Source organism: Pelagibius sp. Alg239-R121 (genome assembly GCF_947331435.1).
GTDB lineage: Bacteria > Pseudomonadota > Alphaproteobacteria > Kiloniellales > Kiloniellaceae > Denitrobaculum.
In genome coordinates this window covers 259,884-272,434 of the sequence record NZ_CAMZOF010000012.1, presented here as the reverse complement: position 1 = coordinate 272,434, position 12,551 = coordinate 259,884, and the positions used below count along the sequence as shown (strand labels likewise).

At 58.3% G+C, this 12,551-nt stretch carries 12 protein-coding genes; 11 read left to right on the top strand and 1 reads right to left on the bottom strand.

Annotated elements, in window-relative coordinates; genetic code table 11:
* Nucleotides 1-74 precede the first annotated feature (74 nt).
* The 11 genes from QMZ18_RS32215 to gspD all read left to right on the top strand — a co-directional run bounded on the left by QMZ18_RS32215 (nt 75) and on the right by gspD (nt 11,077).
* Nucleotides 75-839: an A24 family peptidase gene (locus QMZ18_RS32215; protein WP_282610536.1), complete on the top strand. Its 765-nt coding sequence runs from the start codon at nt 75-77 to the stop codon at nt 837-839.
* 304 nt (nt 840-1,143) lie between these two features.
* Nucleotides 1,144-3,042 carry a type II secretion system ATPase GspE gene (gene gspE, locus QMZ18_RS32210; RefSeq protein ID WP_282610535.1) on the top strand — a complete coding sequence of 633 codons (1,899 nt, stop codon included), beginning with the start codon at nt 1,144-1,146 and terminating at the stop codon, nt 3,040-3,042.
* 115 nt (nt 3,043-3,157) lie between these two features.
* On the top strand, nt 3,158-4,384 hold the full coding sequence (locus QMZ18_RS32205) for a type II secretion system F family protein (protein WP_282610534.1): 1,227 nt from the start codon (nt 3,158-3,160) through the stop codon (nt 4,382-4,384).
* 4 nt (nt 4,385-4,388) lie between these two features.
* A complete protein-coding gene (gspG, locus tag QMZ18_RS32200; RefSeq protein WP_282610533.1) occupies nt 4,389-4,874 on the top strand; it encodes a type II secretion system major pseudopilin GspG in 486 nt (161 codons plus the stop codon).
* Nucleotides 4,858-5,346 (top strand): GspH/FimT family pseudopilin, encoded by a 489-nt coding sequence (locus QMZ18_RS32195; RefSeq protein ID WP_282610532.1) that lies wholly within the window; start codon nt 4,858-4,860, stop codon nt 5,344-5,346. Before gspG ends, QMZ18_RS32195 begins: the two co-directional genes overlap by 17 nt.
* A 19-nt stretch (nt 5,347-5,365) precedes the next feature.
* Nucleotides 5,366-5,785 (top strand): prepilin-type N-terminal cleavage/methylation domain-containing protein, encoded by a 420-nt coding sequence (locus QMZ18_RS32190; RefSeq protein ID WP_282610531.1) that lies wholly within the window; start codon nt 5,366-5,368, stop codon nt 5,783-5,785.
* The gene (locus tag QMZ18_RS32185) at nt 5,782-6,486 is read left to right on the top strand and encodes a prepilin-type N-terminal cleavage/methylation domain-containing protein (RefSeq protein WP_282610530.1); all 705 of its coding nucleotides are present in this window, start codon (nt 5,782-5,784) and stop codon (nt 6,484-6,486) included. Before QMZ18_RS32190 ends, QMZ18_RS32185 begins: the two co-directional genes overlap by 4 nt.
* A gap of 58 nt (nt 6,487-6,544) precedes the next feature.
* The gene (locus QMZ18_RS32180) at nt 6,545-7,621 is read left to right on the top strand and encodes a PilN domain-containing protein (protein ID WP_282610529.1); all 1,077 of its coding nucleotides are present in this window, start codon (nt 6,545-6,547) and stop codon (nt 7,619-7,621) included.
* 5 nt (nt 7,622-7,626) lie between these two features.
* On the top strand, nt 7,627-8,211 hold the full coding sequence (gene gspM / locus QMZ18_RS32175) for a type II secretion system protein GspM (protein ID WP_282610544.1): 585 nt from the start codon (nt 7,627-7,629) through the stop codon (nt 8,209-8,211).
* Nucleotides 8,212-8,226: 15 nt separating this feature from the next.
* Nucleotides 8,227-8,721: a type II secretion system protein N gene (locus QMZ18_RS32170; protein ID WP_282610528.1), complete on the top strand. Its 495-nt coding sequence runs from the start codon at nt 8,227-8,229 to the stop codon at nt 8,719-8,721.
* Between the two features lie 121 nt (nt 8,722-8,842).
* Nucleotides 8,843-11,077, top strand: a complete 2,235-nt coding sequence (gene gspD, locus QMZ18_RS32165; protein WP_282610527.1) for a type II secretion system secretin GspD — start codon at nt 8,843-8,845, stop codon at nt 11,075-11,077.
* Between the two features lie 31 nt (nt 11,078-11,108).
* Here the strand turns inward: gspD and QMZ18_RS32160 are convergent, their stop codons facing one another.
* Nucleotides 11,109-12,062: a general secretion pathway protein GspK gene (locus QMZ18_RS32160; protein WP_282610526.1), complete on the bottom strand. Its 954-nt coding sequence runs from the start codon at nt 12,060-12,062 to the stop codon at nt 11,109-11,111.
* Nucleotides 12,063-12,551 lie beyond the last annotated feature (489 nt).

The window sequence follows — 12,551 nt, the reverse complement described above, 5'->3', positions numbered from 1 at the left end:
GTGCGATGATAGATGTGCCCAAATCACCGTCGCAAGGAAAGCTGGCCTCCGACCCCGGTAGGTAGTCATTCTGTGTGGCATTCCAGAATATCTTTCTCCTTATCTTTGCGCCCTTTATTGGCAGTTTCCTGGGCCTGTTGATCCTGCGCCTGCCGACGGGGCGGGACATCGTCTTCGGGCGGTCGATCTGCGATAGCTGCGGGGTACAGCTTGCGGCGCGGGATCTCATTCCGCTGGCAAGCTGGCTGGTGCTTCGAGGTAAGTGCCGAAGCTGCGGCGCAGCGATCGGTTGGCTTGCGCCGGCGCTTGAATTGGCCGCGTTCGGGATTGCGTTTTGGGCCGTCCTGGTACTGCCGTCCGATGGTGCACTACCTTGGATTGGGGCGGCGCTGGGTTGGACGTTGCTCACGCTGGCGCTGATTGATGCGCGGCATTTTCTGCTACCTGACGTTCTGACCCTGCCGCTGATCCCGGCTGGGTTGCTGGTCACCTGGTGGGGCGATCAGAACACGGTTGGTCCGGGTTTGTTGCTTCATCACCTGGCCGGGGTCTTGATCGGCTTCGGTGGGCTTTACGGCATCGGCTGGGTCTATAAGCGCCTGCGCGGCCGCGAGGGCCTGGGTGTCGGCGATGCCAAGCTGATGGCGGCGGCGGGTGCCTGGGTTGGCTGGGCTGGATTGGGCAGCGTTATGCTCTGGGCGGCGCTGCCCGCGCTGGTTGCCACCGTGATCTGGGGCCGGATGCGCGGGACGCTCTCGGCGAGCATGGCGGTGCCCTTCGGGACATTTCTGGCCTTCGGCTTCTGGTTGACCTGGCTATACGGCCCGCTCGGATTTTAGCCTTAGAGAAAAGCCCTGTTTCTGCGGATTTTTGCCCCGAGACGCGGCTGCGGCTGGAAACTTCTTTATTGTGACAGGATAATAATCCGATTCAGCCTTTCGGTGTGTATCGCGCGCCGGAATGCGCTAAGCTGCCTGCTCGGGTTCGATGAATAACCCTATAGCGCATGTCGCGCTGGATCGCATTCTTACGCGCATCAGAACGCGTTGTGCTCCGCAAACGCTGCCTCGGATGCGCCTTCGAATAGGCATTTCCGATTAAGCGCGACACACGATTGGGTAACTTGGGGAAAGAAACGGCGTTTTGGACGGCGGCAGGCAAGTTAAGGCAACAGCCTCTTCAGGTGTCAAGGAGAGGCCGACGGCGGCGTTAGAGGATACTCCTTCCGCGGAGCGCCCGCCGGAAACTGCGCCTGCCGATCACAGTGCCGGCGTTTCTGCCGGGATAAAATCCAGTGAAGTTTCCGGAGGTCCCGGTACGCCTTCGCCTCAGGCGAGCATTGGTGCCCTGCTGGTGGCGGAGGGAAAGCTGGACGCGGCGGCCCTTAAACGGGCGGAGCGTGCGCAGGCGGAGAGCGGCGAGCGCCTGGACCGGGTTCTGACCCGGCTGGGGCTGGTCGGCGATCGCGATATGGCTGAAGCCATGGCGCGGCACCTGGGCATCGGCCTGGCCTCAGCTTCCGATTATCCGGATTTACCGCTGCTCGATGGCGTGTTGCCCGTCCGTTTCCTGAAAAGCAGCCACGTTCTGCCCCTGGATGAAAATGAGGCGAGCGTCACGCTTGCCATGGCCGACCCGCTCGATCGGGCGGCGGCGGAGGCCGTGGCTCTGCGCACCGGGCGCAGGGTGATCGCCTCGGTGGCGGTGGCGGCCGAACTGGAAGCCGCTCTGGAGCGGCTCTATTCCGAAGGCAAGTCCTCGATCGATCAGATCGCCGACACCCTGGACCGCCCGGACGAGGAGTCGACGGATGCCGATGTTCAGCGCCTGCGCGATCAGGCCAGCGAGGCGCCGGTCATCCGCATCGTCAACTTGCTGATCAGCCGTGCGGTTGAAGCGCGCGCGTCCGACATTCACATAGAATCCTCCGAATCGCGTCTGCGTGTGCGCACCCGGATCGATGGGGTGCTGCGGGATGTGGATGCGCCGCCGGCGGCGCTGCGGGCGGCTGTCATCTCGCGTATCAAGATCATGGCGCGCCTGAATATTGCCGAACACCGTTTGCCGCAGGATGGCCGGATCAAAGCGGTCGTGCGTGGCAAGGAGATCGATCTGCGGGTTTCGACCCTGCCGACCCTGCACGGTGAAGGCGTGGTCATGCGTATTCTCGACCGCGAAGGGGTCGTGCTGGATTTCGAGTCCCTCGGCTTCGATGCCCAGGCACTTAGGGAGTATCTCGCGCTCCTCGAGCGGCCGAACGGGATCCTGCTGGTGACGGGACCGACCGGCAGCGGCAAGACCACCTCGCTCTACACCTCTCTCACTCATCTCAATTCGCCGGAAAAGAAGATCGTGACGGTCGAGGATCCGGTGGAATATGAGCTTGAGGGTCTGAGCCAGATCCAGGTCCGCCCGAAGATCGGTCTGACCTTCGCCCATACCCTGCGTTCGATCCTGCGGTACGATCCGGACATCATTATGATCGGTGAGATCCGTGATCTCGAGACGGCGCAGATTGCGGTTCAGGCTTCGCTGACCGGACATCTGGTGCTGGCGACGCTGCATACCAATACGGCGGCGGCCTCGGTCACGCGCCTGCTGGACATGGGGGTTGAAGACTATCTGCTGACCTCGACGGTGGTCGGGATCGTGGCGCAACGTCTGGTGCGCCGCCTCTGCCCAGACTGCCGCGAAGCCTATGACGCCCTGCCGGAACTGGCGGAACAGATCCGCCGCAGCGGTTTCGATCCGGCCGAAGATACGGATGGACAGGCGGATCATGACGACACGATCACGCTCTATCGTCCGAAGGGTTGTGCGTCCTGCAGCGGCCTCGGCTATCGGGGACGTGTCGGGATTATCGAAATACTGCCGATGAACGACGAGATCCGTCGTCTGGTTCTCCGCCATGCCGAAGCCCGGGAGGTCCAAGCCGCGGCCATGACCGCCGGCATGCGCAGTATGTATCAGGACGGCCTCGTGAAAGCGCGGCTGGGCATGACTTCGCTTGAGGAAGTCATGCGGGTCATCAGCGAGAATTAGAGCGTGTCGCGTTTTACCGGTAACATGATTCAATGGTTTCGCGGGGGCAGCGTTTTCGAAACACAATGCGTTCGGAGAAGGCGATGAATTCAATTGAACGCGACAGGCTCTAGGCGTGCCGCTGTTTCGCTATAAGTCGATCGCGGGATCGGGGGAAGTGACCAACGGAGAGCTGGACGCCGCCGACAAAGCCGCTGTGGTCTCCAATCTGCGCCAACAGGGACATATTCCGGTCAAGATCGAGGCGGCAGGCAGATGGTCTTTCGCCGGCTCGGGCTTTTTGCAGCAGGAAGTCTTTGCCAGCGGCGGCATCTCAGCAGATGAGATTTCTACCCTGACCCGCGAGGTCGCGACGCTCCTGGGCGCCGGTCTCACGCTCGAGCGCAGCCTTGAGATTCTGGCCGGATTGGGCTTGAAACCCAAGGTCAAAAAGGTCGTGGACAGCGTCCTGGAGCAGGTGCGCGGCGGTACCAGTCTGGCCGACGCTCTCGATCTGCAAAAGGGGGCCTTTCCCAAATATTATCGCAGCATGGTGCGGGCGGGCGAGGCCGGCTCGACGTTGGAGACGGTACTGCGCCGACTAGCCGATTTCATGGAGCAGTCGCGGGCCTTGAGCCGGAATGTTCGCTCGGCGCTGATCTATCCGATCTTTCTCCTGGTCACCGCCGGGATCTCGGTGGTCGTCCTGATAACCTATGTGGTTCCGACCTTTCAACCGCTGTTCGACGATGCCGGTGCGAAGATCCCTGTGATTACCCAGATTGTAATCGGCTTTGGCGATCTCGCCCGGGTTTACTGGTGGATACCGCTGTTGCTGGGACTGCTTGGTGGTTTGGGGATCCGGCTGCATATGGCACGGCCAGCCGGCCGGCTTTGGTGGCACGCAAAGCTCCTCCGGCTACCGCTCATCGGAGGGCTCTGGACCCGTATCGACGTCGCGCGTTTCAGCCGGACGCTGGCCACACTGCTTTCCAATGGTGTGCCGCTGCTCGCCGCTTTGGCGCTGGTAAAGGATGTGCTGGGCAACGCGGCCCTGGGTAACGCAGTCAGTGAGGCCGAACCCGAAGTCAAGGCCGGACGCGGCCTGTCGAAGCCACTGAGCGAAACCGGGCTGTTTCCCGATCTGGCGCTGCAACTGCTGCAGGTCGGCGAGGAAAGCGGTCATCTGGAAGACATGCTGTTCAAACTGGCGGATATCTACGACCAGGAAAGCCAAGCCAGTATTCAGCGCATGCTCGCGCTGCTGGTACCTGTTCTCACACTTGGGCTGGGGGTTCTCATTGCTCTTATCATTTCTTCGATCCTGCTCGCGCTCTTCAGTATCAACCAGTTGGTCGTCTAGTCTGGTGAGCCGGAAATTCGAAAGGCCTCAAAGCCTCGCGCAGATCTCCCGGTCGGGCATGACCGGCAGGGACGCCGCTGATCGTGGCCAGGCGGGTTTTACTCTGTTGGAGCTGTTGGTGGTCATCACGATCCTGAGCTTGCTGGCGGTCGGTGTCGGGACCGTTGCGATCAATTATCTCGGCCGGGCAAGGACCGACACCACGAAACTTCAGATCGATCAGATCTCTGCGGGCCTTGACCTTTTCCGGCTGGACAATGCCCGCTATCCGACCAAAGACGAGGGCTTGATTGCATTGTTCGATGCGCCGGACGGATTGGCGCGCTGGCAAGGACCCTATCTGAAAAAGCGGGAGGCCATCAATGACGCCTGGGGCAACCCCTTCCGCTATGAAAGCCCGGGTCAGCACGGCGAAATCGATATCTATTCCTACGGTGCGGACAATGCCGAGGGCGGGGACGGCGAAAACAGCGATGTCACCAGCTGGTAAACAGATATTGCGCCAATCTTTTGTGGGCGCGCGCAGGCACGAGGAAGGCTTCACTCTGCTGGAGCTTTTGATCGTTCTGACGATCATCGGCATGATCTATGCGCTTCTGCCCGGAAGTCTTTTCTCCTCCAGCGGTTCGCTCGAGGTGCGTGCGACGGCGCAGGATATTGCCGACAGTCTGCGCCGTGCCCGTGGTCAGGCGATAGCCGGCAATAAAGAAGTGGTGTTCTTTCTCGATGTCGGGCAACGCCGCTACGGCATTGCGGAGGAGTCCAAGGTGAAGGAATTTAGCGACGCCATCGACGTTCGTTTCACAACGGCCCGAGAAGAACTGCGCGGCCGGAATGAAGGCGCTGTCCGTTTCTTTCCCGACGGCAGTGCGACGGGTGGCGTGGTGACTGTCGATGGCTTCCAGCAACAACTTCAAGTCAAGGTCCGTTGGCTGACCGGGCAGGTTGCGCTTGTGCAGTAAACTGCAAAGAGAAGATCCAGTGAAACCCGGCCAAAGAAAGATTCAGCGGCAAGGCGGATTTACGCTTCTCGAAGTGCTTGTCGCCTTTACGATTTTCGCGGTGACTTTCACGGCGGTTCTGCAGATCCTCTCGACAAGCTCGCGTAACGACGAAATTGCCGAACTCTACGGACTAGCGGTAAGTCACGCAGAATCGCTGATTGCCCGGACCGGTATCGAAACCCCGCTTGCAGCAGGAGAAAGCTCGGGTGTTTTAGATCAGGGTTTACGCTGGCACCGGATTATCTCCCGCCATGTGGAAGCATCTGTGCCAGGGGTTGAGACGGGAGGCGGAGGCTTTGCCGTGCCGTTCAGCGTTGAAGTTTCCATAAGCTGGGGGGAAGGTGCGCACGCCAGGTCGTTGACTCTCTCCACACTTCGTCTCGGAGCGCCGGGATGATTTTAAATAAGGCAAGCCATGGTATTGGGGCTGCGCATATTATCGGGACTGCGCCGGAAGACCGGCGCCCCGATCGGGGAGAGCAAGGTGGATTTACACTGCTCGAACTGCTGGTCGCCATCACGCTGCTTTCGATGCTGAGTGTCATGATGTATGGCGGTCTTCACTTCGGAACCCGGGTCTGGGAGCGCAGAAGCGAAAGCGGTGGGCGCCAAAGCAACGTGTTCACCGTACAAGACGTTTTACGGCGGGAAATATCTCAAGCCGTTACGCTCCACTACCGCGATCAGCGGCAAAAAACCGCGGTGGCGTTTGCCGGTACAGAAGAAGGCCTGATTTTTGGCGGACCGGCTCCCGAGGCTCTCGGCGAGGGTGGGCGGCACCTTATGGGTTTGCGTATGGAACGGGCCGGCGCCAAAGAGCATCTGGTTCTTGCCTGGCAGCCATTTGTGTCCGAACCTCGTGACCTTAGATTTGGCGAAAATGCCGAAACGGAAGTGCTGCTCGAGGATGTTACCGGCTTGAAGATATCTTATTTCGGCCGGCGCGATGAACGAACACCCGGAACCTGGACACAGCAATGGCTGAACAAAAGCGAGTTGCCGCTTCTGGTGAAGATCGAGGTTGCGTTCGCAGCTGACGATCCCAGGGTTTGGCCCGAGCTTGTCGCGGCTGTGATGACCCGGAGGCTGCGTCGGTGAAGCAGAGCAGCGAGAGAAGGTTCCGTCGTTTGACTGATGCTGATGGAAGGGGGGATTCATGGCGTTTCTGCTAGACCCTTGTATCCGTTTTGGCCGTTGGTGGGCAGGTGAACTGGCCGCGTTGCTGCCGTCGCCTTTGCGCCGCGCCGTGATCGGTCAAACATCAGTCCTGGTGCTTGAGGTGAGGGACGGGAATGCCAGGTTCCACAGCCTGCAGGGAGAAAGGTCTCTCGAACTGGGGGACTGCGATCTTGAAGCCAAGAAGTTGCCCGATGGATTGGCCGCGAAGATAAAAAAGGCGATGGCTGGGCCGGCTGGCGTGGTTTTGGCGCTCCCCCGCTCATCGGTGACGACGAAGGACGGTGAATTGCCGCTTGCCGCCGCGGAGAATCTTGATGAAGTGATCGGCTTCGAAATGGATCGCCTGACGCCATTTCAGCAAGACGAAGTCTACTTTCATATCAGTGTTGTCGGCCGCGACCTCGAGCAGCAGAAGCTGAAGGTCGCTCTGACTGTGTCGCCCCGCGTCGCAGTAGACCGGTTCCTAGATCGCATGCGAGCGTGGAATTTGCATGCCGGCCGGGTTGATGTTGTTTCCGGAACGCAGTCGTTGCTGCAGGGGATTAATCTTCTGCCGCCGGTCTCTAAGGGCGCCTCGAGCATAATCAGGCGCGCCATCTCGGTTGGATTACTGGCCGCGCTCATTGCGTTGTCGGTTATGGCCATATCCCTGCCGCTCGACCGCAAGGCGCGTTTCGCCGAGGCTTTGAGCCAGGAGGTTCTTCTGGCAAGGAAAAAACTTGGTGCCGTTCGCAATCTCACGGATGAAATTCAATCCCTCGAAAAAAGCAATCGCTACCTTATCGATCTGCGTCAGAACACGGTTCTGGTATCCCGTGTTTTGGATGATGTGACGCGATTGCTTCCGGATGACACCTGGTTGAGTCAAATGCGCCTTATCGAGGATCGACTTGAAGTAACGGGATATTCTCAGGATGCCGCAAAACTGATTGCGATCTTCGACGGATCTGCTCTCTTCACGGAGCCAAAGTTTCGCTCGCCGGTGACGCGGGATCAAAGAAGCGGCGTGGAACGGTTCAGTTTGACCCTCAAGCTGGCGGAGCAAGGATCGTGAGCACTATGACCTTGAAGCCACCCTTAAGCAGACTTGCCGCACTCACGCTGCTTCTTTTGATGATCGCCGCTATCTATGTTGTTCTCGTCGTGCCGATAAGGGGTGCCTTCGAGCGGCACACCCAGGACATTGAGCAGTCGCTCGCGCTGCTTGAACGTTTTAGCGGAAAGAACCTCGAGACAAGCGCTCTGGAGCAAAAGCGCGCGCATTTGAAGCGGGAGGCGCAATCTGGCGCTAATCTGCTGAGAGGTGCCAACCCTGCCGTTGCGGCTGCGACTTTACAGCAGTTCGTCCGGAGTGCGGTTCAGGCAGAGCGCGGTACCTTGCGGTCGGTTCAAATCATGCCGGCGAAGGAAAGGGATGGATTTCGCCGTGTCACCGTCAGGTCGCAGGCTGATCTGAATGCAACGGGGCTTCGAAACCTCCTTCACCGTATTGAGGCCTCTCGCCCATTTCTATTTGTAGACAATATCGACGTCCGGCCCGGACAACAGATCGCAAATGGACAATCGGGAGAAATTGACGTGCTCTTGACGATCCGGTTCGATGTCTACGGATTTCTACGCGCGGCCGAAGAGAAGCCGGATTGAGAGTTGAAGGCGATAATGAGAATTCTCGGCAAATTCAATCTGGTTCTGTGCCTCATCTGCGGTGTTCTTGGCTATTTCCTGTACCAGGAGTCCTTGCGGGCTCCCGATAGAGTACCCGTGCTGGAGCCTGGCACGGCCGCTCAAGGGGCAGGCCAAAGCCAGTCAGCTATGCCCGACCGAATGCCGGCTCGCGACCAGTTTTCGCAATTGATCGCCCGCCCGCCTTTTTCAGCCACACGCCGTCCACCTCAACCCCGCCGCACGGTGGTCGTTACCAAGCCACAACCTATTGCACGCCCCCGGATTGTGCTGGTGGGCACTTTCGTCAATTCAGTGTCGAGCGTCGCCGTTATCCTGAAGGCTGGAACAGAGAAGCAAATCCGTCTCTCACGCGGCGAAACGATTGATGGCTGGACGCTAGAAAACATCCTGCCGGACCGAATTCAATTGAAGTCCAAGGACGAGACATTTGAGGTGGAGCTTAGGGATCCCGGCTCCTCCAATCGTTAATGAATCCGGTGCGGCTGACCGTTAGTCGTGATTCCTTACAGTTGAAAACCGCTTTGCTGCTAGATTTCCATAGGTTGAGGTTGTTACACTCCCGCTCGTGGTTATGATCAGGGGGCGGCGTGTGAATGTGAAGCCAAGATGGCTCATAAATGTATTCGTTTTTGTTGTTGTGGGTTTGGGGGTAAGCGCCTGTGAACGCTTCAACCTGCGCGACGAAACAAAGTTTTTTGACAGCGTTTTTGCCGAAGCCCCTGATTCCGAAGAGGTATCGACGAATTCCGACCTGAAGACTGGCAATGCAGCCGGAGAAGTTGGTTCCGAGACGCAGGTGGGTACTGGTGACAACCGGCGCGTCACACCCTTTGAAATCCGCGGCTCGGGACAATTGGTGTCTCCCTCCGCCGTGACAAGGGGTGGCACATCGGGGCAGGAGGCCATTTCCGCAAGCGATGGCGGTTACAGCTTGAACTTTGTCGAAGCCGAACTGCCCGAAGTGGTTCGTGCCGTCCTCGAAGACGCTTTGAGCCTCAACTACTCTATAGATCCGCGGATACAGGGGACGGTGACTCTACAGACAAGCCGTCCTTTGCGGCGCGACCAAGTGCTGCCGACGCTCGAAGAGGTTTTGCGGATGAGCGGGGCCGCGCTGATTGAAAGCGATGGCCTGCTTCAGGTGGTGCCGGGAGAACAGGTTGGCCGTATTGCCTCAAATTTCTCTTTCGGTGCCGATCCCGGCCGCGGCCAGTCTGTCAGGGTTTTGCCTCTTCGTTTCGTGTCCGCCGCGGAAGTTGAGACACTCTTGAAACCCTTTGTGTCAAATCCGGAGGGTGTTCAGGTCGACCGTGCACGTAATCTGCTTTTTGTAACAGGGTCGCAACGTGAGTTGACCAGTGTCAGTGGGTTGGCGGCGGCTCTCGACGTCAATGGTCTCAGTGGGATGTCTTTTGCCTTGATCCCCCTTCAAAATGTCGCGCCGGATACCATCACCGGCGAACTGGAGACGATTTTCAACGATCCGCAAGGCCCCGTGCTATCTGATCTGGTGCGCTTTGTTCCCATTGAGCGCATGAACGCTGTGTTGATTATCACCAAACAGCCGCGCTATCTCGATGAGGCGCGGTCCTGGGTCGCACGCCTGGATCAGGGCAACGCAGATACAGAAAACGTGCACGTTTACTATGTTCAGAACCGCCGCGCAGCGGATCTGGCAAAGATTTTAAGCGAGATCTTCGCATCTGAAGGTGTTGAAGTGACGACCCGCTCTTCCGGGTTGGCTCCGAACGTAACCCCGACAATCCTTGATTCAGACGCCATCGATAATGAGCCTGGGCGCGTTCCTGGCGACCCGGCAGCGGGTTTCGACGGTGTCCCTGGAGGAAATGGTCTTACGGCGGAAGGGGCAATCTCTCTTGGCGGTACCGGGAAGATCCGCATTATCGCGGATGAAGACAGCAATTCGCTCGTCACGCTTGCGACTTTGGAGGGGTACCGGACAGTGGAGGCAGCGATCCGCCAACTCGATATCCTGCCGTTGCAGGTCCTCATCGAGGCGACGATCGCTGAGGTCACGCTCAATGACGACCTGGAGCTTGGCCTGCGCTGGTTTTTTGAATCAGGCCGGGCCAACAGCTCGGCGACCTTCAGCGATGCTGCCACCTCGACCGGCGCTGCAGCACTTGGGTCTGCGTTCCCTGGCTTTTCCTATGTCTTCGATACCGGGAACATTCGCGCCACCTTGAATGCGCTGCGCGGAATAACCGACGTTAAGTTCCTCTCCGCACCGACCCTGTTGGTGCTCGACAATCAGACGGCCCGTCTCCAGGTCGGAGATGAGGTCCCGGTCGTCACCCAGTCTTCGGTCGGGACCACGGATGCCAATGCACCGATTGTAAATTCGGTGGAATTTCGGGACACCGGTGTGATTCTGGATATCACGCCTAGGGTCAACGCGAGCGGCCTTGTCATCCTGGATATCGAACAGGAAGTCAGCGAGGTTACAGCGACGACGACATCGGGCATCGACTCGCCGACAATTCAGCAACGCAAGGTCAAGAGTACAGTCGCGGTTTACAATCAGGAGACAATCGCGCTCGGCGGCCTGATTCGGGACCGGATCGAAAAGGCCACCACCGGCATTCCCGTCCTCTCCGAAGTGCCGCTTGTAGGCAATCTCTTCAAGTCCATCGATGACAGTGCAAGCAGGACTGAATTGCTGGTTCTAATCAAGCCTCGGGTTGTGCGGAACCAGGACGATGCGCGGGCGGTTACCGAAGAATTGCGCCAGAAGCTGCCAGGCTTGCTATCAGACGACGAATCACGGTCCGATGGCCGTTTGCCGGTCTTAAACTTAGACTGAAGCCCCTCGTCGGAACGCGTTCTTTCTGGATTTAGTTCCACGTGAAGATATGAAAAGCAGGTTTTTCGTTGGGCGTCAGCGCGACGACCGCTTCTCTTGTAAAACTGGCGCCATCGGCAGTGTTAGCCTGGGCAATGATCGTCATGACCGGGGCGCTGTTATTCGAATAAAAGGTTGAATTCGGCAGGGTCTGCCTGAAGGTCTCTGCGCTCATACTTTGCCGGCGCGTGATAATGTCCTGCACTTGTTGCCGGTTCATGCCGGGCAGCGCCATAAAGGCTTCCGCAGGGGCGTAACTTGGGTTAAAGCCCAGTGCCGCGGAATAGACTGTTACCGCAGGTTTTATTTTCCGATAAAGTTCCCGGGTGACGCCCGGCACGAGAAGAAGCTCGTCCAGGACATCGAAGTTGCGGTTCTTGGCACCATACTTCAACCCCAGTGCGGCATAGCCCGGTGTTTCTCTGCCGTAAGCGCGGCGTTCGGAATCCGGGTCGCGAAAATCGATGATCGAGTCCGATAAGCGGCTGACGTCGGACGGAGGCAGTCCGGCGGAAGCAAGCAATCCCTGAAACAGTTCTTCGTTGTTGCCGTTGAGATTAATCTTGCCGCTTTCCAGGCGCACGGAGATCGAAACGACACCTCCACCAAACGGCCAGCTATAAACAGTGCCGTCACCGCGCATCGCCTGTGGCCCCAGACGCCCGTCCTGAGGGACTGTGGGTGGCGTTGTGGCTGGGCTCCGGTCCCTGCCATAGCTGGATAACATTGACAGAATTGCACGATGCACACCTGCGTCCGCCAACGCTCTTGCCTGTGCGTTGGCCACACGATTTCGGCTGAGCGAAGTCTCTGTTCTGCTCGAAGTTGCGACACTGGTCGCGATAACGGCAAGGACAGCGGTGACCCAGATTACAGCTACCAAGGCGACGCCCCGGCTATTGCGCGCGCGGCCCGATTTGCGGATGCGATGCGTGATTCTGTTCACCACCTTCTAAGGGGCCATCGTGAATTTGCAAGGCTGTCATTCTCACGCGCAGCCTGCCTTTTTCGCAAGGCCGATCTTCGTATTTTTCGACTCGGAAGAAACGGCGTGAGCACCACCTCTGTGCCGAATTATTGAAAGATTTTTTCAACTTTAGAAAGTTTATTATTTATAGTTGTTTAGTTGCCTTATCCACAGGTATTTATCCTTTTAGTGGTTGTTGCATCTTGCTGGTGATCTTTTTGTGATCTAACCTATAGCTGTAAACTCAGTTCGGCGCAGTTGCCTAAAATATGAAGAGGCGTAATGGGTTACGCTTTTGTTTTGCAATCTTTGCGGGATGCTTTCCTGCGGCCTGATGGCAGGGGTATCTGCCATGGGTGCGAGAATGCGGTGTGTCTGGCTCGTTCGGCGGCGCCGGTTCCTTTGGGAACCGGCTTTTTTGTGACCTGAATCCTTTTTCAGGCTTCGGTTTTGTTTGTGTGCGTGGTT